The 19,373-nt window shown below is 65.6% G+C and carries 20 protein-coding genes; 5 read left to right on the top strand and 15 right to left on the bottom strand.

Features of this window, described 5'->3' with window-relative positions; genetic code table 11:
* Positions 1–36 precede the first annotated feature (36 nt).
* The 13 genes from AWC12_RS25240 to AWC12_RS25300 are packed head-to-tail and all read right to left on the bottom strand — an operon-like array spanning position 37 to position 12,857.
* Positions 37–1,269 (bottom strand): cytochrome P450, encoded by a 1,233-nt coding sequence (locus AWC12_RS25240; RefSeq protein ID WP_085177803.1) that lies wholly within the window; start codon positions 1,267–1,269, stop codon positions 37–39.
* A gap of 7 nt (positions 1,270–1,276) precedes the next feature.
* Positions 1,277–1,471, bottom strand: a complete 195-nt coding sequence (locus tag AWC12_RS25245; RefSeq protein ID WP_085177805.1) for a ferredoxin — start codon at positions 1,469–1,471, stop codon at positions 1,277–1,279.
* A 1-nt stretch (position 1,472) separates the two neighbouring features.
* Complete coding sequence (locus AWC12_RS25250; protein WP_110808747.1) at positions 1,473–2,147, bottom strand: TetR/AcrR family transcriptional regulator; 675 nt, start codon at positions 2,145–2,147, stop codon at positions 1,473–1,475.
* Between the two features lie 38 nt (positions 2,148–2,185).
* Positions 2,186–3,013, bottom strand: a complete 828-nt coding sequence (locus tag AWC12_RS25255; protein ID WP_085177807.1) for an SDR family NAD(P)-dependent oxidoreductase — start codon at positions 3,011–3,013, stop codon at positions 2,186–2,188.
* Positions 3,006–3,836 (bottom strand): alpha/beta fold hydrolase, encoded by an 831-nt coding sequence (locus AWC12_RS25260; protein ID WP_024448241.1) that lies wholly within the window; start codon positions 3,834–3,836, stop codon positions 3,006–3,008. The genes AWC12_RS25255 and AWC12_RS25260 overlap by 8 nt, the downstream gene beginning before the upstream one ends.
* 4 nt (positions 3,837–3,840) lie before the next feature.
* Positions 3,841–4,431, bottom strand: a complete 591-nt coding sequence (locus AWC12_RS25265; protein WP_024448240.1) for an NADPH-dependent FMN reductase — start codon at positions 4,429–4,431, stop codon at positions 3,841–3,843.
* Between the two features lie 8 nt (positions 4,432–4,439).
* Complete coding sequence (locus AWC12_RS25270; protein WP_085177809.1) at positions 4,440–5,438, bottom strand: cyclase family protein; 999 nt, start codon at positions 5,436–5,438, stop codon at positions 4,440–4,442.
* A complete protein-coding gene (locus AWC12_RS25275) occupies positions 5,435–6,274 on the bottom strand; it encodes a coniferyl-alcohol dehydrogenase (protein WP_085177811.1) in 840 nt (279 codons plus the stop codon). The genes AWC12_RS25270 and AWC12_RS25275 overlap by 4 nt, the downstream gene beginning before the upstream one ends.
* A gap of 15 nt (positions 6,275–6,289) precedes the next feature.
* The gene (locus tag AWC12_RS25280) at positions 6,290–7,609 is read right to left on the bottom strand and encodes an LLM class flavin-dependent oxidoreductase (RefSeq protein WP_024448237.1); all 1,320 of its coding nucleotides are present in this window, start codon (positions 7,607–7,609) and stop codon (positions 6,290–6,292) included.
* On the bottom strand, positions 7,606–9,411 hold the full coding sequence (locus AWC12_RS25285) for an FAD-binding protein (RefSeq protein ID WP_085177892.1): 1,806 nt from the start codon (positions 9,409–9,411) through the stop codon (positions 7,606–7,608). The genes AWC12_RS25280 and AWC12_RS25285 overlap by 4 nt, the downstream gene beginning before the upstream one ends.
* Positions 9,408–10,355 carry a 3-carboxyethylcatechol 2,3-dioxygenase gene (locus AWC12_RS25290; RefSeq protein WP_085177813.1) on the bottom strand — a complete coding sequence of 316 codons (948 nt, stop codon included), beginning with the start codon at positions 10,353–10,355 and terminating at the stop codon, positions 9,408–9,410. Before AWC12_RS25290 ends, AWC12_RS25285 begins: the two co-directional genes overlap by 4 nt.
* On the bottom strand, positions 10,273–11,994 hold the full coding sequence (locus AWC12_RS25295) for a bifunctional 3-(3-hydroxy-phenyl)propionate/3-hydroxycinnamic acid hydroxylase (protein WP_085177815.1): 1,722 nt from the start codon (positions 11,992–11,994) through the stop codon (positions 10,273–10,275). The genes AWC12_RS25290 and AWC12_RS25295 overlap by 83 nt, the downstream gene beginning before the upstream one ends.
* Positions 11,991–12,857 carry an alpha/beta fold hydrolase gene (locus AWC12_RS25300; protein ID WP_085177817.1) on the bottom strand — a complete coding sequence of 289 codons (867 nt, stop codon included), beginning with the start codon at positions 12,855–12,857 and terminating at the stop codon, positions 11,991–11,993. The genes AWC12_RS25295 and AWC12_RS25300 overlap by 4 nt, the downstream gene beginning before the upstream one ends.
* Before the next feature lie 152 nt (positions 12,858–13,009).
* Here AWC12_RS25300 and AWC12_RS25305 point away from each other — a divergent pair, with 152 nt between their 5' ends.
* From AWC12_RS25305 to AWC12_RS25315, 3 genes are read left to right on the top strand one after another with little or no spacing between them, the layout of a single operon-like run.
* Positions 13,010–13,711: an IclR family transcriptional regulator gene (locus tag AWC12_RS25305; protein WP_085177819.1), complete on the top strand. Its 702-nt coding sequence runs from the start codon at positions 13,010–13,012 to the stop codon at positions 13,709–13,711.
* Between the two features lie 17 nt (positions 13,712–13,728).
* Positions 13,729–15,342, top strand: coding sequence for an FAD-dependent oxidoreductase (locus AWC12_RS25310; RefSeq protein WP_085177821.1), 1,614 nt, complete (start codon positions 13,729–13,731; stop codon positions 15,340–15,342).
* A 53-nt stretch (positions 15,343–15,395) separates the two neighbouring features.
* Complete coding sequence (locus AWC12_RS25315) at positions 15,396–16,007, top strand: TetR/AcrR family transcriptional regulator (RefSeq protein WP_085177822.1); 612 nt, start codon at positions 15,396–15,398, stop codon at positions 16,005–16,007.
* Here AWC12_RS25315 and meaB read toward each other — a convergent pair.
* On the bottom strand, positions 15,938–16,837 hold the full coding sequence (gene meaB / locus AWC12_RS25320; RefSeq protein ID WP_085177824.1) for a methylmalonyl Co-A mutase-associated GTPase MeaB: 900 nt from the start codon (positions 16,835–16,837) through the stop codon (positions 15,938–15,940). The genes AWC12_RS25315 and meaB overlap by 70 nt on opposite strands.
* A 96-nt stretch (positions 16,838–16,933) precedes the next feature.
* On the opposite strand from meaB, the gene AWC12_RS25325 reads away from it, so the two are divergent.
* Both AWC12_RS25325 and AWC12_RS25330 read left to right on the top strand, forming a co-directional pair.
* Entirely contained in the window at positions 16,934–17,698 is a 765-nt protein-coding gene (locus AWC12_RS25325) for an SDR family NAD(P)-dependent oxidoreductase (RefSeq protein WP_085177826.1), read from the top strand.
* Positions 17,695–18,441, top strand: a complete 747-nt coding sequence (locus AWC12_RS25330; protein WP_085177828.1) for an SDR family NAD(P)-dependent oxidoreductase — start codon at positions 17,695–17,697, stop codon at positions 18,439–18,441. The genes AWC12_RS25325 and AWC12_RS25330 overlap by 4 nt, the downstream gene beginning before the upstream one ends.
* Before the next feature lie 165 nt (positions 18,442–18,606).
* On the opposite strand, the gene AWC12_RS25335 is transcribed toward AWC12_RS25330, so the two are convergent.
* Positions 18,607–19,371: an enoyl-CoA hydratase/isomerase family protein gene (locus AWC12_RS25335; protein WP_085177830.1), complete on the bottom strand. Its 765-nt coding sequence runs from the start codon at positions 19,369–19,371 to the stop codon at positions 18,607–18,609.
* Positions 19,372–19,373: the final 2 nt, after the last annotated feature.

Genomic DNA, 19,373 nt, shown 5'->3' on the forward strand with positions numbered 1-19,373 from the left:
GTCTCCAATCGGGCTGTAGGGCTTGAAGTCTCGGGGTTACCAGGTCACCGGCAGTTCGTAGACGCCATAGGCGAGTCGGTCGTGCTTGAAAGGCACTTCGTCGAGGGGGATGGCCAGTTTCATCGTCGGGATGCGGCGCAGCAGCGTGTGGAAGACGATCTGCAGTTCGGCACGCGCGAGCTGCTGACCGACGCACTGGTGCCTGCCGTAGCCGAAGCCCAGTTGCTGACCCGCGTCGCGCGTGAGATCGAGTTTGTCGGGCTCGGGATAGGCGGCCGAGTCCCAATTTGCGGGTGCCAGGTCGATGATGATGCCCTCCCCCGCATGAATCGTCTCGCCGGCGATGTCGATGTCCTCGATCGCCACCCGGCGCTGACCGTTCTGGATGATCGACAGGTACCGCATCAACTCTTCGACCGCGTTGGCGATGAACTTCGGATCCTCCGAATCACGCAGCAGCGCTGCCTGTTCGGGGTTCTCCAGCAGTGCGCAGATTCCGATGCCGATCATGTTGGCGGTCGTCTCGTGGCCGGCGATCAGCAGACCGGTGCCCAGCTGGGCGGCCTCCTTGACGCTGATCTCGCCGGCGGTGACGCGTTCGGCGAGGTCGGACACCGCGTCCTCGGCCGGATTCTGCTGCTTTTGCTCGACGAGGTTGATCAGATACTGGTGCAGGCTCATCGCACCCTTTTGCATGGCGTCCGCGGCGGCGAATCGGGCCAGCCCGGCGTTGGCGTGCTCCTGGAAGAACTCATGATCGGCATAGGGCACACCAAGCATGTCGCTGATCACCCGCGTGGGCACGGGCAGCGCGAGCTTGGCCACCATGTCGGCGGGCGCAGGCCCGGCGAGGATCTCGTCGATGCACTCGTCGGTGACCTCCTGGATCACCGGGCGCAGGCCCTCGACCCGCCGAAAGGTGAAGGGCTTGGACAGCATCCTGCGGAACCGGGTGTGCTCTTCGGCGTCGGAGGTGAACACCGACCGCGGCCGCTTGTCGACCGTGGAGAGCATGTGCTCGTTCCAGTGCGGGAAGCCGTCGCGCCGGTCGTCGACACTCACCCGAGGGTCGGCGAACAACGTCCGGGCCACTTCGTGGCCGGTGATCAGCCACGGGGTCGTGCCGTTCCAGATCCGCACCCGGGAAAGAGGTTTGGACTCGTTCATCTCGAGCATTCGACGCGGGGGCGCGAATGGACACCCGGCCTCCCGCTCCATCGGGTACTCGGGGGCAGCCGAGACCGCCTGGTCTGCGAGCGTGTCCGTCATGGGTCAGTCACTCCTCGATGTGGATCGCCAGGGCCGGGCACGCGGCCGCGGCGTTTCTGGTCTTTTGGGCGTACTCCGGTCCGGGCTCAGGGATGAGCAGTTCGACGACGCCGTCCTCGTCACGCTGGTCGAAAACTTCCATGGCGTTCAGCACGCACTGGCCAGAGGAGACGCACTTGTCCTGATCGACGGTGACCAACATGTCAGGGCAGCTCCGTCACGGGTGATCGCCACAGCCCGACGATCGCGTCGATGAGGCCGGATCCGACTGCGCGCCAGGAGGTTCGGGGCAGGTCGGCGCCGTCGGCGAACGCTCGCTCGAAGTCAGCGCAGGTGTGCACCAGCAGGTTTCGGGCCATGATGTTGCGCTCGACGACGACGGCCGTCGGCAGGTCGGGTAGGCATCGCGTGATGCCGTCGACGACGCGGACGAGCGACGGCGATGCCAGCGCGTCCCGAACGACGACCTTCTGGTAGGCCGGATCCGCCAAGGCTTGGGCTGCGAAGCGCGCGTACCACGTTGGGTTCCCGAGCTGAGCCAGGTGTTCGGTGAGCGAGCAGACCAGGCAGGCGATCCAGTCCCGCAGTTCGTCGGAGTCGCCGGTGTCGGCCACCATTCTTTCGAGCAGCAACTCGATCGAGGCGCGGTGCTTCTGCTCGATGGCGCGCACCAGATCGGTCTTGGTGCCGAAGTGATAGCCGACGGCTGCGTTGTTCCCCTGCCCCGCCGCTTCGCTCACCTGCCGGTTCGACACCGCATAGACACCGTGCTCGGCGTAGAGCCGTTCAGCGGCCTTCAGGATTGCCTCTTGCGTGGAGGTGGCGCGGTCGGCTCGGACCGTCCTCGCTGTCGTCACACGACCAGTGAACCCGGTCACAAGAATTAAGTCAAGCGACTGATTTAAAATTGCGGCCCCTAGCCTGCGGCGTTTTCGCGCGGCTTGCGCGCGATCACCTTGCCTGCCACGGTGCCGCCGTCGACGGGCAGCACGATCCCGGTCACGTAGCGAGAGCGGTCCGTCGCGAGATACAGCGCGGCCTCCGCGACGTCGTCCGCGGTGCCCTCGCGCTTGAGGGGCCTGTCGTCGCGCATCTGCTGACGGATCCGCGCTTCGAAGCGCTCCAGCCGCTCGCGATTCTCGTCCGTCGCCGATGTCGCCAGAATGGGCGTCGGAATGTTGCCTGGCGCAAGGCAGTTGACCCGGACGTCGTAGTGGGCGAGCTCGATGGCCGCGCACTTGGTGAAGTGAATGATGGCGGCCTTGGACGCCCGGTAGGTCGATACGCCGCCTCCGGCCTGAATGCCGCCGATCGAGCCGAGGTTGATGATCGATCCGCCCCCGTAGTCAGCCATGTGCCGCGCGGCGTCACGCGTGCCTGCCATGAGGCCGAGGAGGTTCACGCGCATGACGCGGTCGAACTCCTCGAAGTCCTCGTGGAAGAGTCCCTTGCGCAGCGGGCTGGAGATACCGGCGTTGTTCACCATCACATCCAGACCGCCGAAGGTCGAGACCGCCGCCTCGACCAGCTCGGCGACCTGGGCCTGCTCCCCGACATCGGTGTGCCGGTACACGACTTTCGCCCCGGTCGAATCGAGCTCGCCCACCAGCCCTTCACCGAGGTCGTCGCGAACGTCGGCCACCAAGACGCGTGCGCCTTCGGCGGCGAATCTTTCGGCGATCCCGCGGCCGATACCTGATGCACCACCCGTAACGATCGCAACCTTGCCGGCCAGTTCAGTCATCGGCGATCCCTCCAAGAAAATCCAGCAGAAGTTCGTTGGCGATCTCCGGCTGTTCGATCTGCGGGCAGTGCCCGGCTCCGTCGATCACCGCCGATCGACCGTGTTTGATCTGACCGGCTATCTCGGCCGCCCAGCCCGCCGGCAGCAGCTTGTCCTGCCCGCCTTCCACCACCAACGTGGGTACCGTTATCCGGTCATAGGCGCGCACGCTGCTGGGAGAGGCGGGGGGTTCGAGACCCGGGCGGCGAAACCTGGCTGCCGCCAGGGACTCCCACGCCCCCGGCGCGATACTCGACTCGTAGCGTCTCCGCACGTAGTGGTCGTCCCTTGGATAGGAATCGTCGGCGAACAGCGCGGTGACGATGCGGCGCATTCCTTCGAAGGTGGCGTCGTAGTCGTAAAGGGCACTGACGTGTTCGTTCCGCTGGATCGCGCCGCCACCGCAGATCGCGACGAGACTGCGAACCGGCAGCACCGGATCGTCAGACGTGGCGTCGACCAGGAGATTGATCGCACCCATGGAGTTTCCGACGAAATGGGCAGACGTCACGCCCATCGCATCGCAGAAGCGGGCGATGTGCCTGATGCGCATGCCACGACCATCGGTGAAATCCACGACTTTGGCCGAGTCGCCGAAGCCCAGCATGTCCGGCGCCAGCACGCGGTAGCGCTGCGCCAGTGCGCCGACTGTGTGCTCCCACCCGATCCTGGCATTGGCACCGAACTCACCGCCGTGCAGCAGGACGACCGGATCTCCCTGTCCCGCTTCGAGATAACCGGTGGTCAGTCCGTCGATCAGCACAGAATTGGACTCGAACGTCACGCTCTCACGTCGTTTCCCTGTTCGTCTGAGCGAAGGCCAGAACCTGACTCGCCAGCAATTCCAGTTGGTTCGCGACGGCCTTACCCTGGTCGGTGTCGGCGAGAGCACCAGAAGAATCCCAGATCGGGTCGGCCGAGTTGATCGCCACCCCCAGCGGTGTCGGCCACGCCCGTAGGGCATGACCGATGCTGCGCAACTGCGTCAGGGTGCCCACCGCGGCCTGCCAACCGTATGCACAGCTGATGCAACCCCAGGGGGTGTTGTCCAGATACACCCGCGGATCCTCGCGAAGGTCTTCGATGTAGTCGAGCGCATTCTTCACCAGTCCGGACACCGCCCCGTGATAGCCGGGCGAACCGACGACGACGGCATCGGCGTCCCGCAGTGTCTTGACCAATTCCAGCGCGCGCGGCGTGCGTTCGAGCTCATGCGGGGCATACATCGGCAGATCGAGTTCTTCGGCGGCGAACAGTCGGGTTCGCCCGCCCTGTTTCTCGACCGCCTCCAGGCAGTAACGCAGCGCCCGCTCGGTCGACGAGTTGGCCCGCAGTGTTCCGCCGAGACCGACGATGAACGGTTGGTTGGTACTGGTCACTTCACCACTCACTTGATCGCAATCGGACTGACAGGTGCGCCCACCGCGCCCACCACCTTCAGTGGCGGTGCGACGAGCTGAAATTCATAGATGCCATCGGCGGCACAGTCAGCGGCCAGCGGCCCGAGATCCCAGTACTCACCCAGCATCAGGCCCATGTCACGCAGGCACAGCATGTGCATCGGCAAGAAGGTTCCCTCGACCCCGTTGGCCGGGTTGGGATCCTCGACCATCAGGTTGTCGGCAGCCACCGCTGCCACCTCGTGCCGGTGCAGCCATGATGCGCACGTCCAATGCAGACCCGAGCCGGCTTCACCACCGTCACCGGTCGTCAGGAAGCGCGTCCACCATCCGGTGTGCACGACGACGATATCCCCGGAACGGATCTCGACCTTCTGCGCGGCCACGATCTCGTCGAGCTCGTCCGGCGTGATCGGATCGCCGGGCTCGCAGAAGATGTCGGCGCCGCGATGAGCCACCACATCGAGCAGAACACCGCGCGATGTAATGCCCTTCGCGTCGACCTTCTCGATGCCGAGATGGTAGGCACCGAAGCTTGTCACCGAGTCCGCCGGAAAACCGTTGTACAGCTTGTCCTCGTAATAGACGTGCGACAGCGCGTCCCACTGGGTGGCCGCCTGCAGGGGCATGACGATGAGGTCGTCGTTGAAGCGGAACGGGTTGTCGGCGAAGAACGCGCTGACATCGGAGGCCACCGCGTTGCGGAGCCAGTCGGGGCCGTACCGGACCAGGGTCGAGGCATCGCCGCCGTCGACGGTCATCACGTGCACGGGGTTCTGCCGGAACTTGAACGCGCCCTGCGGTCCTGCTGAGCTGAAATCACCACCGAGGGTGATGACCTTGCCCTGCTTGACCAGACCGGCCGCTTCGGCGACCTTCTGCGGCGTGATGAAGTTGAGGGTCCCGAGCTCATCGTCGTCGCCCCACCGTCCCCAGTTGCGAAGCTCGTCCGCGGCCTTGCGGAAGTCGCTCATGGTGCCGGTCATGTCGGATCCTTTGCTTGTCGCCGGTCTGCCAGATCACCGAAGACGCGTTCGGCGACCGATCCGCCGTCCACCCAGATGACGTGGCCGGTGATGTGTTTGGCGGCTGAGCTGTTCAGGAACGCCAGCACACTGGCCTGTTCGTCGGCGTCGGCGTGACGGCCCAGAGGGTTCTGGAAGGAGTCGAGAAACTCCTGACCGTAGGCGCTTCTGAGCTGGTCGAGGATCGGGGTGTCCGTCACACCCGGCGCAGTGCAGTTGATCCGAATCCCTCTGGCCCCCAACGCGGTGACGGTGCGCATGCCGTAGAGAATGGTGGCCTCCTTGGAGAGGCGGTAACCCCCGTCGGCGAGTGCTTCGGGATTGCGGTGACACCACTCGATGCCGTCGCTGAATGACTGGGTCTCCAGTAAGCCCAGTGTCACCGGCGCATTGGCAAGATACTGCGACGCCGCCAACGACGACACATTGGCGATCGCCGAACCTGACGGCATCAGAGGGGTGATCGCCTCGGTGAACCTCCTGGTGCCCAGGAAGTTGATCCTGACGACCCGTAGCGGATCCTTGATGCCCGACGACACCCCGGCGACGTTGAACAACGCATCGACCGGACCCTCGACTGCAGCCGCCACATCAGCGATCGACTCCTCGTCGGCCAGGTCGATGGCATGGAATCCGGCAACCCTCAGATCTGGTGCCGGAGGCCGGACGTCGAGGCCGACCACGTCGGCCCCGAGCCCGCCCAGCAGTCTCACCAGTGCCGCACCGATACCCGACGCGCAGCCGGTCACGATCACGCGCCTGCCGTCGTAGCGGAACAGTTCGTCGATCTGCGCCACGGTCGTGAGTGTCGCTCAGCCCGCAGCTTCTTTGGCTGCTTTCGCATCCTTTTCCGCCTGCGCGGCCTTGACGCGGCCCTCGTTGATCTCGGCCATGGCCTCTGGGATCTCGCCGGCGGTGAACTTTCCACCTTTGCCGGTGGGCAACCCGCCGAACGCGTAGGTCTCGTCGAACAGCGGTGCATCCCAATCGTGGCGGCGTGCCTCGACCTTCTCGATCACCGGTTCGAGACGTTTGGCCTTGTCCTTGACCGCCTTCTCGTCGCGTTCGATGAACTCAGGCAGAATCTCCCTGCCCATGATCTCGATGGACTCCATCGTGCCTTCGTGACTGCGCGGGTTGAGGAGCAGGATGATCTCGTCGACACCGCTGGCCTCGTAGCCGCGCAGGAACTCTCGCACGGTGTCAGGTGAGCCGATCGCGCCGCGGCCTGGACCGTAGGCCAGGGTCGGATCCTCCTTGACCGCGTCCCGGTACAGCTCCCACACGCCGGTGCGCCCGGGTGTGTGCATACCGGTCAGGTAGTAGTGCATGATGCCGAACGAGAAGAACCCGCCGCCGATGCCGAGCCGCTTGAGCGCTTCCTCGTCAGTCTTGGCCACCATCATCGACAGGTCGCCGCCGATGGCGAGCAGGTTCGGGTTGATCGCCGGCGTGATCGGCGTGCCCTTCTCCTCGAAGTCCCTGTAGTAGCCGTCGACACGGTCTTTGAGCGCTTCCGGGCCGGTGTAGGCGAAACTCAGTGCGCCGATGGCTTTCTCGGCGGCCATGCCGACCGAGGACGGGCGGGTGCAGGCGACCCAGACCGGCGGGTGCGGGCTCTGCAGGGGCTTGGGGATGACGTTGCGTGCCGGCATCTCGACGTGCTCGCCCTTGAAGCCGGTGAACGGCGCCTCCGTCATACAGCGGATCGAGACCTCAAGGGCCTCCTCCCACATGGTGCGTTTGTCGGCGGGATCGATGTTGAAGCCGCCGAGCTCAGCGACCGACGACCCTTCTCCGGTGCCGAACTCGACGCGACCGTTGGACAGGTGGTCCAAGGTGGCGACCCGCTCGGCGATACGCGCCGGGTGGTTGATGGGCGGCGGCAGATGCATGACGCCGAAACCGAGCCGAATGTTCTTGGTGCGCTGGCTCGCCGCGGCCAGGAACATCTCCGGCGCGGTCGAATGGCAGTACTCCTCGAGGAAGTGGTGCTCGGTCAGCCACACCGTGGAGAAGCCCGCCTTGTCGGCGAGTTCGACCTCGTCCAGACCATGCTGGAACAGCTGGTGTTCGTCGTCCTCCCCCCACGGGCGTGGCAGCGGGAACTCGTAGAACAGAGAGATTTTCATTGCTGGTTACCTCCTTGAAGTTTCAGGGCTGTCGATGCTTGAGATGTGGTGGCCGGGGAGGCGGTGTGCGACTCGGCGATGTGCTTTGCCGCGACGTACCCGAAGGCCATCGCCGGTCCGATGGTGGCGCCCGCACCCGCGTAGCTACGGCCCATCACCGCGGCCGACACATTGCCCACGGCATAAAGCCCGTCGATCACGGTGTCATCGGGGCGCAGCACCCGGGCGAACTCATCGGTGCGCAACCCGCCCGACGTGCCGAGGTCGCCGAGAATGATCTGGAAGGCGTAGTAGGGCGGCTTGCCGAGCGGATAAAGGTTGGGGTTCGGCAGAGTCTGGTCGCCGTAATAGTTGTCATAGGCACTGTCGCCGCGATTGAAGTCGTCGTCGTGGCCCGTGCGCGCCAGCGCGTTGAAACGTTCGGCGGTCTTACGCAGTTCGTCTCCGGGGACGCCGATCTCGCGTGCCAGCTCCTCCCAGCTCCCGCCGGTCTTGACAACACCCGATTCGAGCCACGCCTGCGGCACCTTTCTGCCGGTCGGGACTGGCGCGAACGGCACCTTGGGGATCGGCAGATGCCCGCCGACCACGTAGCGGTGAAACGACCGAATGTCGGTGATCAGCCAGCACGGGATATGGGTGACACCCGAACGCTCACCCTCGATCATGGCGTGGGCGAAGTCCATGTAGGGCGCCGCCTCGTTGATGAATCGCTTGCCGGCTCCGTTGACGATGAACTGTGCGGGCATCATCCGCTCGTTCAGCATGAACTGCAAACGGCCGTCCGGCCAGCAGATCGCGGGGAACCACCAGGCCTCGTCGAGGAGTTCGGTGGCTCCGCCCACCTTCTCCCCCGCTCTGATCCCGTCGCCCATGGCCGCCGGATTGCCGAAACTCCAGTCTGTTCCGGGCCCGGCCAGCTCGGCGACGCGGGCGAGCTCTGGTAGATGCTCCAGCCGCCAAGCCATGTCGTGGTCGAAGCCACCGCTGGCCAGTACGACACCACGCGTGGCGTGGATGCGCAACGGTCGCCCGTCCTTCTCGACCACCGCACCGATCACCCGTGCCTCGGGTGAGTCGCTGTCGGTGATCAACTCCGTCATCGGGGCGTTCAACCACAACGGGATGTTCTGCTGCCTCATCGCGAGCCGCAATCGTGCGGAAAGGGACTGCCCGATGGCAGCCATTCGGTCGCCGAACACCCGTGCCCGGAACATTCTCCAAATCAGTTTCACGAGAACGGCTTTGCCCCGCCAGGATTGGCGCACCTGATAGAACAGGCGAAGATCTTTCGGTGCGAACCAGATTCCCCGCGGAGCCAGAGCGAGCGGCGCGAGCAGATTTTGTTCCTCGTCGCCGAGCTTGCGCAGGTCGATCTCGGGGACGTTGATCGTGCTGCCGAGGGCTGAGCCACCCGGCAATTCCGGGTAGTAGTCGGCGTATCCTGGCTTCCAGACGAATTCCAGCCAGGGACTGATCTTTTCGAGAAACTCCATCATCTCGGGTGCAGCATCGACATACTTGCGCAGCCGCGCGTCGGTAACCAAGCCTGCGGTGATCTCCTTGAGATAAGCGAACACCGCATCGGGATCGGGTACGTGACCTTCCCTGCGCTGCGACGGAGCTCCCGGTACCCAGATTCCACCGCCCGACAGTGCCGTGGAGCCACCGAACCTCGCAGACTTCTCCACCAGCAGGGTGTCGAGGCCCTCGGCATCTGCGGCCAGGGCGGCGGTCATCCCGCCACCACCGGAGCCGACGATCAGGACCTCGACGACATGGTCAAAGCTATGCGCCGTCATCGGCACACCGCCGTTCTGATGGCGAACCCTGCGATCAATTGCGGTGCGGCACGGTAGAACCGGCTGTCCGTCTGGTAGTCGCCCTGGGTGGCCAAGACCGAGAAAGCCGCCACCCAGGTCCTGACCTCATGCGCGGAGTTTCCCGCCTGCGCCGCGATCCACCCGTTGTCCCAAACATCCACCTCTGCCAGGCGGCCGGTGTCGAGAAGATCCAGGAAGGCGCGGTCCCAGTCGGGGTTGAGTGGAGCGAGTCCGCCCTGCCCCGAGGCGAATTCGCGGGCCGCTTCGATCACGGCCGTCTGGCGGGCCTGCCGCTGTTCTGCGCTCATCGGGGCGCCGTGCACAATTCGCTCCAGCGCCGCCGGTGGCGCGGTGGCCAGCGTCGGCACCGGCGGGTCGTGGGACAGCCCGCCGGACCCGACGACCAGAACCCGCTTGCCGAGGGTCGCGAGATAGGCGCCGACGGCCGTACCGAGGGCTCGCACCCGCCTGAGCGGTCCCAGGGGCGTGGCCACCGAATTGATGAACACCGGGATCACAGGCTTGGCCGTGGCGTCACCGAAGAGTTTCTGCAGCGGCTGGACGGTTCCGTGGTCGACGTCCATCGCCGCTGAGATCGCGATGTCCACGTCGGCGTCGAGAACGGCGCCGGCGCAGTCGGTGGCCAGATCAGCGGGCACGTTGAGCGGCCCCTTGTGAGTGCCGTAGTCTCCTACCCCCTGCGCCGCGGTACCGATACAGAACGGTGGCATCGCCCGGTAGAAGAACCCGTTGTAGTGGTCGGGTGAGAAGGTTACGACAAGCTCCGGGTCGAAAGCAGCGACGAAGTCCCTGGCGATCGCTATCGCACCGTCGATGTCATCAAGGAGTTCCTGTGACGGTCCCGGAAGGTTCAGCAGCGGGCTGTGCGACATGCAGCACAGCGCTATCTCGCTCTGGGCCATGAGAATCCGATCCTCCTCCCTGTCGAGGTGTCGCGTTCAGATGCAGCGCCAAAAACAGCGCCGTCGAGACCTCCGGTGCGCGCTGGGCGATGCAGGCGCTCGCGATGCAGCGGTCGGGGCGTATGAAAAGTACCGAATCGGTGTAGACGTCGAACCACGCCTTGAGTGCGCCGGTCCGGTCGCCGACGACGGCCACATCGGGGTCGTCGTGGCCCGGCCAGTGCAGCTGCGTCATCGGTCTGGCTTCGATGAAGTTGGCCCCCAGCGCTTTCCATTGTTCGAATGCGTCCTGGCCGAGAACCGCACGCAGATTGTTGCTCCAACACAGGATCGCGAAGCCGGGCCCGAGCACGTCGTCGAGGAGGACGTTCTGGTTGTCGCGGAGGTCCACGCGAGGCTGGATGAACAGGGTCCCGGTGGGTGAGTTCGGAGCCGCATGCTCGCCATGGTGCACCGCGCCCTGCTGATAACGGGGCATCGGCTTGAACCGCATCTCGAGCACGTAGCGCTTGAGTGTCGGCACCGCTGATGCGGCGTGGATGATGCGGTCGCGCAACGCGGCCACTTTCGTGTTGGTCGGGGAGATAACGCGTCCGACCATCGTGGACAGGTCGATCATTGCGCGGGCATGTTTGCGGCGTTCGATGTCGTAGGAGTCCAACAGTGCCGCCCCGGCCTTGCCGGTGACCACCGCGGCCAGTTTCCAACCCAGGTTCGCAGCGTCGCGGATACCGCTGTTGTAGCCCTGGCCCTGCCACACGGGCATCAGGTGGGCTGCGTCGCCGGCCAGCATCAGCCGACCTTCGCGGAAGGATGCGGCGATGCGGGAATGGTGCGTGTAGACACGATGACGGATCATGTCGACCCGCTCCGGATACGGAATCAGCTGCGCCAGCATCTTTCTGACGAACGCCGGGTCGTCGGCCTCTTCATCGGTCTCGTCGGGATGGATCATGAACTCGAAGCGCCGAATGCCGTGCGCGATCGCGATCGAGACGTAGGGACGCCTGGGGTCGGCGCCGACCTCACTGTTGGGATGGCCGAGGGGGTCGTTGGCGATGTCGACGACGAGCCAGCGTGTCGACGACGTCGTGCCGTCGAACGACACTCCCATCAGACGCCGGGTCGCGCTTCGGCCGCCGTCGCAGCCCACGACGTAGCGGCCGCGGACGGCGGGTTGTCCCCCGTCGAATTCGACGGTCACACCGTCGAACGTCTCGGAGCAGTTGTGCATCCGATGGCTGAACCGGACTTCCACGTGGTCGAACCGTTCCAGACCGCGGTACAGTTCTGCGTCGACCATGGGCTGGACGAAACCATTACGCTTCGGCCAGCCGAATCGCGCGTCAGGGGGCGCCATCTCGGCGAGTAGTTGCCGCTTGGCGTCGAAGAAGCGCAGGATCTGATTGGGGACCGTGTGTGGCAGGACGCGGTCGACCAGGCCGATCGCCTGGAAGGTGCGCAGCGATTCGTCGTCGAGCCCGACGCCGCGGGGATAGTCGATGAGCCTGTCCCGCTCGTCGACCACCAGGGTCCGAACACCCTGCAGACCAAGGATGTTCGCCAACGTCAGTCCTGCCGGCCCTGCGCCGACGATGACGACATCGACCTCTTCGATTCCGCCTCGCGAGGAAGTCATGCGCGCCCCAGCAGAAAGTCCAGATGCAGTTGGTCGAAGGTTTTCGGATCCTCGTATTGCGGCCAGTGACCGCACCCCGACATCACCTCGAACCGGGCATCCGGGATCATCGATGCGATGCGGCGACCTTCCTCGACATCGGCCGTGGGGTCATCGCTGGTCCAGAGCACCAGCGTCGGCGCGGCGATCGCCCCGTATTCTTCGGGCCCGAGCAGGTTGCGTGCCCTGATCTCCGGATCCTGTAACGCCATGATGTCGCGCATGGCGTCGACGAAACCCGGCTGCCGGTAGACGCGCTGGCGACTCGCGACGATGTCGTCGTAGTCCTTGGACTTGTCGGCCATCAGCCACTTGATCCTGGCCTGCACGGTGTCCCAGGTGGGGTTCTCCGCGGCGGCCATCGACAGAGTGATGATTCTCTTCATCACCTCGGGGTCGGCCTGGGACCCGCCTGCGGTGTTGAGGACGAGGCGATCGACGCGTTCCGGATGCTCGGAGGCGATGCGCGCTGCGACCCAGCCCCCGAGCGACTCTCCGCTGATATGGGCTCGCCGGACACCGATGGCGTCCAGGAAGCCGGTGAAATGGTGGACGTAATGGGCGATTTCGAGTGGATGGCCGGGCTTGTCGGTGTAACCGTGTCCGAGCATGTCGATCGACCACGTCGAGAAGTGCTCGGCGTGGGCCTCGAGATTGCGCACGTACGCCTCGGCATGTCCGCCAGAACCGTGGAGGAGAACCAGCGCAGGCTTGGCCCTGTCGCCGGCGTGAAGGTAGCGGGTTCGCACCCCAGCAACGTCGAGGTAGCCCTGAGAGAACGCGACGCCCTGCAGGTCGCTCCATACGCTCTCGAACTCTGGCACCTCTGTTTCCCTTCTATTGCAGCCGTCTGGGACCTTGACAGCGAGAATTAGATTCTCGTATTTTGTAAGCACCTTGCTCATTTATCGCACATGCATGTGCACTATAGTCAGAGCATCACTCTCGCGACGGCGTCTGTCAAGGAAGGTCCGCAATGACTGATCCCGGAAACCCGACCGCAGGTTCGGGCGCGCCTGGATCCCAGACGCTGGCCCGCGGGCTGAACGCGTTGCAATTGGTGGCGAGCTCACCGACCGGCCTCACTGTGGCGCAGGTCGCCGACGACATCGGGGTGCACCGCACCATCGCCTACCGGCTCTTGAGCACGCTGGCCCAATTCCGTTTCGTGGCAAAGGGAGAAGACGGCCGGTACCGTTCCGCGTCCGCTCTCGCGGTGCTCGGCGCGTCGTTCGACAACAACGTCCGCCAGCTGTGCGTCCCCACACTGCGCGGGCTCGCCGACGAACTCGGCACCACGGTGTCCCTGTTGGTCGCCGAGGGCGACCAACAGGTGGCGATCGCGGTAATGGTCCCGACAAATGTGTACTACCAGTTGTCATTCCACGAGGGCAGCCGATACTCCCTCGACCGCGGGGCGGCCGGTCTCGCGCTGCTGGCCAGCATGCCGCCGCGGCCCGGCGAACGCGAACTCGTCCAGCAGACCCGTCGGCAGGGCTGGGTGATCACCCACGGCGAGATCGAGCCGAACACCTACGGTCTGGCCGTACCCGTCCGCCGGAAACCACCGTCACCGCCGACCTGCATCAACCTGATCTCGCACCGCGAGGATGTCGTCCTGGACGGGCGCGACGCAGTCATGAAGGCAGCCAACGAATTGTCGGCGATTCTGAGTTGAGAGGAAGGGGGCCAACGGTGTCCGACTGGGATCACGAGGTCGATGTCGTCGTGCTGGGCAGCGGAGGCGCGGGGCTCACCGCGGCACTGGCCGCCGCCGTTCACGGCGCCGACGTCGAGGTGTACGAGAAAGCGTCGACTGTGGGCGGCACGACGGCGGTATCGGGCGGGATCGTGTGGATTCCCGCCCACAACCGCGCCGCCGATGGCGAGCTGAGCGCCGACGATGCGATGGCCTACCTGCGCGCACAGTCGTTGGGCTTCATGGACGACGAACTGGTCGAGACGTTCGTGACCACCGGCGCTCCGATGCTCGACTTCGTGGAAGCGCACAGCGATCTGGTGTTCGAGGTCGCGGCGGGCTTTCCTGACTACAAGCCCGAACTGCCCGGCGGCAAGCCCGGGGGCGGCCGTTCCCTGAACGCCAAACCCTTCGATCTTTCCCTGCTCGGCGAGTGGAGCGACAGGATCTCTTCGTTCCCCGCCGATTTCAGCAATGTCGGGATCGACGCCGAGACCCGCGCCCGAATCCACGCCTCGGTCGACAGCGAGTCGGGGAACTACTGCGTCGCAGGCGCGGCGCTGATCGCCGGCCTGCTGAAAGGGCTGCTCGACCGAGGCATCTTCCCACATACCGGCGCACGCGTAACCGAACTCGTTGCCGATGCGCTGGGCATCACCGGAGTCCGAATCCAACAGGGCGACAGAGATTTCCGTGTGCGCGCGCGGAAAGCGGTGATCTTGGGGACAGGCGGCTTCGAGTGGGATCAGCGCCTCGTCGAGGCCTATCTCCGAGGACCGATGCGCGGCGCGGTCTCTCCACCCAACAACACCGGCGATGGGCTGCGGATGGCGATGGCCCACGGCGCCGATCTGGCCAACATGGGCGAAGCATGGTGGGTGCCCATCGTCGCGATCCCCGGCGACACCTTCGAAGGACGCCCGCGCAGCAGGAGCGTCCGGCTCGAGCGGACCCGCCCGCGCAGCATCATCGTCAACCGGGCGGGCAAGCGCTTCCTCAACGAGGCCGGCGAATACAACTCGATGGCCGGACCATTCCACTTCCTCGACCCGAAATTGGGCTACGCCAACGATCCTGCGTGGATTGTCTTCGATTCACTGCACCTCAAGCACTATGGCTTCCTCGGCGTCGACCCCGACGGACCGGTGCCCGAGTGGTTCTGCCAGTCGGCCGATCTCGATGAACTCGGCGAGAAGACCGGAATCGACCCCGCAGGGCTCGCGGCGACGCTGGCGGCATGGAATGAGAACGTCGCAGACGATCGCGACCCCGACTTCGGCCGTGGCGCAAGTGCTTACGACGGCTACTGGGGTGATGCCTTAGCCGCCACCGCAGCAGGCAAGACGCTCGGGCCGATCGACACCGCGCCCTACTTCGCTGTGCCGGTGTCCATCGGTGCCATGGGCACAAAGGGCGGCCCTCGCACCGATCGCGACGGGCGCGTCCTACACGTCAGCGGGACTGCGATCACCGGGCTGTTCGCGGCGGGCAACGCGATGGCCGGCGCCACCGGCAAGGCCTACGGCGGCGCCGGCGGCACCATCGGACCGGCCATGGTGTTCGGCTACCGCGCCGGCTACACGGCAGCCACCGGCACGTCATTGTCATGATCCGGTAGCCGATCGGCAACTGCCGGCTCCGCTGGTCGGCTACCCTCGTCGCTGTGACGACGGCACCGCAGAAGTTCAGCGCGATCACCAGAACGGCGGCGCAGACCCGTGTTCTGGACGCGGCGCTGAAGCTCATCGCCGAGCACGGCGTCAGTGGGACGTCGCTTCAGATGATCGCCGACGCGATGGGCGTCACCAAGGCCGCGGTGTACCGGCAGTTCAAGACGAAAGAAGAGATCGTCATCGCGATCACCGAACGCGAGATGAGCCGCCTGGAAGACGCGGTGGAAGCGGCCGAGGCAGTAGGACACACGGTCAGAGCCCGCGAGGTACTCCTGGACCGGATGATCGACCAGGCCATCGAGCGCCGCGGCATCGTCAGCGTCCTACAGTTCGATCCGGTGATCATCCGCTTGCAGGCCGAACACGAGCCATTCCAGCGCTTCATCGAACGGCTCTACGCCGCACTCCTCGGCACCGAGCCCGGCGTCGAGGCGCGGTTCCACGCGGCGATGCTGTCGAGCGCGATCAGCGTCGCGGTCATGCATCCGCTCGTCGCCGAGTTCGATGCCGAAACGCTGCGCGCACAACTCAGTCAAATGTCGAGACGCATGCTCGATCTGCCTGTCACGTCGTCTGAGAAGAGACGCTCGGCGGCGGTGTAAGCGTCCACGCCACCCTCGGCGACCGACGCCGAAAGCCGGTCCAGTTCCGGATGGTTCCGGAGTAGGGTCTGTGCCAGCGACAGAATCTGCGAGCGCGCTCTGGCCGACCGGCGCTGCGGGCTGTCAGCCCGGTGATGGGCGTCGATCACGTCGACGAGCTCAGCGAGCCCCACACCCTGTGCAGCAACGAGTTTGAGAATGGGTGCGTGGGTTTCAGCGCGCAGGTCGCGCACCGTCTGATCGGCTCCGTCCCGGTCGGCCTTGTTGACCACGACGATGTCGGCCACTTCAAGCAGACCAGCCTTGGCAGCCTGAATGGCATCGCCAGCACCGGGATTGAGGACCACAACCGTCGGATCGGCGACCGCCGCGATCTCGATTTCCGACTGCCCGACTCCCACCGTCTCGAGGATCACCAGGTCATAGCCGAGAGCCGACACCAGCGTGATCGAGGCCGGCACCGCGGCGGCGAGACCACCGAGGTGTCCGCGGGTCGCCACCGATCGGATCAGCACGTCGGGATCATTGATGTGCGCGGCCATCCGGATTCGGTCTCCCAGCAGCGCGCCGCCGCTGTAGGGAGACGACGGATCCACGGCCAGCACCGCTACCCGCATCCCGTCCGCGCGGTAAGCGCCGACCAGCGCCCCCACCGTCGTCGACTTCCCCGCACCCGGCGGCCCGGTGATCCCGACGACGCGCGCGGGCGTCACGGGCCCCAGAGCAGCGAGCACCTCCGCCCGCCGGCGGCTCTCCACGGCGCTCAGCAGCCGTCCCGCCGCACGCGGTGACCCGCCGCGAGCAGCGGCGATGAGCTCATCGATGGTCACTTCAGACAGATTACGCAGGCTCACTCCCGGTCGATTGTTACATGGTTGAGAATGCTATTCTCCACTGAAGAGAGTCGCCTTTCAAGGAGTGTTCGTATGGAGATCGCCGGAAGCTCTGCCGTGGTTGTCGGAGGCGCAGGCGGTCTCGGAGAGGCCACGGTGCGCCGACTGGCCGGCGCGGGCGCCAAGGTAGTGATCGCCGATCTCGCCGACGACAAGGGCAAAGCCCTCGAATCCGAACTCGGGGTGCGCTACGTACGGACCGACGCCACGTCTGAGGACTCGGTCAACGCCGCGATTGCCGAGGCGGAATCGCTGGGGCCGCTGCGTATTTCGGCTGACACCCACGGCGGGCCCGCCAGCGGCGGTCGGCTGATCGGCAAGGACGGCTCACCACTGGACCTCGACGGCTTCAAAAAGACGATCGAGTTCTACCTGACCGCGGTGTTCAACGTCATGCGACTGTCGGCCGCGGCAATCGCCAAGACCGATCCGCTTGATGAGGGCGCGCGCGGCGTCATCATCAACACGGCCTCGATCGCGGGCTACGAAGGGCAGATCGGCCAGCTGCCATACGCCGCAGCCAAAGGTGGCGTCCTCGGCATGACGCTGGTGGCCGCACGTGATCTGTCCCCCTTGGGGATTCGCGTCGTGACGATTGCCCCGGGCACAATCAATACTCCGGCCTACGGGCAGGCCGCCGACCAACTCGAGCAGTACTGGGGCCCGCAGGTGCCGTTCCCCAAGCGCATGGGTCGCTCCACGGAGTATGCGCGACTGGCACAGAACATCATCGAGAACGACTACCTCAACGGCGAGATCATCCGGCTCGATGGGGCGTTGCGGTTCCCGCCGAAATGAGCGGTCCGCTCGACGGCAAGGTGGCCTTCGTCGCCGGTGCGAGCCGGGGCATCGGCGCGACCATCGCCACGGCGCTGGCGCGCGCAGGTGCCTCCGTCGCCGTGGCGGCTCGATCCGAACGTGAGGGCAAGCCGCCCGGCACCATCGGCGCTGTCGCGCAGCGCATCACCGATGACGGTGGACGCGCGTTGCCCGTCGTGTGCGACGTCACCAGCGAGGCGTCGGTCGATGACGCCGTGGCGGCCACGGTCGCCGAATTCGGCGGCATCGACATCCTGGTCGCGAACGCGGGGGTCCTGTGGCTGGGCCCCATCGAATCCACGCCGCTCAAGCGCTGGCAGCTGTGCCTCGACGTGAACACCACCGGCGTCTTCCTCGTCACCAAGGCCGCCATCCCGCACGTGCGCGCCCGCGGCGCAGGCTCGCTGATCGCGATCACGACCACCGGCGTCACCATGACCGGGCACGGCGCCAACGCCTACTGGGTGTCTAAAGCCGCCGCCGAGCGGCTCTACCTCGGTCTGGCCGCGGACCTGAAAGCAGACAACATCGCCGTCAACTGCCTGAGCCCGTCGCGCGTCGTACTGACCGAGGGCTGGCAGGCCGGCGGCGCGGGGATGCAGGTCCCGCCCGAAATGGTCGAACCGCCAGAGGCGATGGCCGACGCCGCCGTTTTCCTCGCCCAGCAGGACGCTTCGGGCATCACGGGCACGATCCAGCGCTCGGAAAAAATGGTCAGGTAGCGCACCACTTGCACCGCGCTTTGCACCGCGAGCGCGCGTGTCTGCTCGCCAACACGCCGATAGCTCTTGGCATTTCGCGCACGCTCGCCAGCAGCGAGAGCGCGCTCACACGCGCGCGCCGCGGCGTGTCGCTGTGCAGACGCGCGCGCTCGCGGTGCGAGTCCTCTACTTCTTGGCGATCAGGCCGTCGACGATCTTGTTGAACTCCGGCGTCCCGAACGACACATACTCTGCGAGGTTCGCATAGTCCAGCGAGGCCATCACCGACTTCTCCAATTGCATGTTCATCAGCCGCTTGGTGGCCTCGACGGCCTGCTGGGGAAGTTCGAGCAGCTTCTTGGCGCAGGCGATCGCCTCGGCAAGCGGGTCCGCGACGACGTGATTGGCCAAACCGAGTTCGACGGCGCGCGAGGCCTTGATGCGAATACCGGTGAGCGCAAACTCCTTGGCCTGCAACAAACTTATCTGTGATCCCCACACCAGCGGGCCTCCGTCGGCGGCGACCAGACCGATCGAGACGTGCGGGTCGGCGAAGAACGCGTTCTCGCCGATGTAGACGACATCGGACAGCGCCGCGAGGCTGCAGCCGAGCCCGACGGCCGGCCCGTTGACGGCGGCCACGACGGGGATGCGGCAACGCACCATCCCGATGACAAGGTCGCGACCGTGCTTGATCGTCTTCTGGCGCAGCGCTTCGTCGTTGCGCAGCTCGTCGAGGTAGTTGAAGTCGCCACCGGCCGAAAAGGCCCGGCCCGCACCGGTGATCACCGCAGCTCGGGCGTCGACGTCCTCGTTCAGCTCCTCCCAGATCTTCGCGAGACCCACATGCAGATTGTCGTTGACCGCATTGAGGTCGTCAGGCCGGTTGAGGGTGATGATGCGTAGCGCACCGTCGGCCTCGACCTTGATTTCGTCCGGCATTCCATACATGT

Source organism: Mycolicibacterium iranicum (genome assembly GCF_002101705.1).
GTDB classification, from domain to species: Bacteria; Actinomycetota; Actinomycetes; order Mycobacteriales; family Mycobacteriaceae; genus Mycobacterium; species Mycobacterium iranicum.

Excerpts from the sequence above, each read along its gene's own strand:
- AWC12_RS25330 (WP_085177828.1), top strand. The coding sequence starts at position 17,695 with ATGAGCGGTCCGCTCGACGGCAAGGTGGCCTTCGTCGCCGGTGCGAGC.
- AWC12_RS25285 (WP_085177892.1), bottom strand. The coding sequence starts at position 9,411 with ATGACGGCGCATAGCTTTGACCATGTCGTCGAGGTCCTGATCGTCGGC.
- AWC12_RS25240 (WP_085177803.1), bottom strand. The coding sequence starts at position 1,269 with ATGACGGACACGCTCGCAGACCAGGCGGTCTCGGCTGCCCCCGAGTAC.
- AWC12_RS25290 (WP_085177813.1), bottom strand. The coding sequence starts at position 10,355 with ATGGCCCAGAGCGAGATAGCGCTGTGCTGCATGTCGCACAGCCCGCTG.
- AWC12_RS25270 (WP_085177809.1), bottom strand. The coding sequence starts at position 5,438 with ATGACCGGCACCATGAGCGACTTCCGCAAGGCCGCGGACGAGCTTCGC.
- AWC12_RS25280 (WP_024448237.1), bottom strand. The coding sequence starts at position 7,609 with ATGAAAATCTCTCTGTTCTACGAGTTCCCGCTGCCACGCCCGTGGGGG.
- AWC12_RS25305 (WP_085177819.1), top strand. The coding sequence starts at position 13,010 with ATGACTGATCCCGGAAACCCGACCGCAGGTTCGGGCGCGCCTGGATCC.
- AWC12_RS25295 (WP_085177815.1), bottom strand. The coding sequence starts at position 11,994 with ATGACTTCCTCGCGAGGCGGAATCGAAGAGGTCGATGTCGTCATCGTC.
- AWC12_RS25335 (WP_085177830.1), bottom strand. The coding sequence starts at position 19,371 with ATGTATGGAATGCCGGACGAAATCAAGGTCGAGGCCGACGGTGCGCTA.
- AWC12_RS25245 (WP_085177805.1), bottom strand. The coding sequence starts at position 1,471 with ATGTTGGTCACCGTCGATCAGGACAAGTGCGTCTCCTCTGGCCAGTGC.
- AWC12_RS25255 (WP_085177807.1), bottom strand. The coding sequence starts at position 3,013 with ATGACTGAACTGGCCGGCAAGGTTGCGATCGTTACGGGTGGTGCATCA.
- AWC12_RS25325 (WP_085177826.1), top strand. The coding sequence starts at position 16,934 with ATGGAGATCGCCGGAAGCTCTGCCGTGGTTGTCGGAGGCGCAGGCGGT.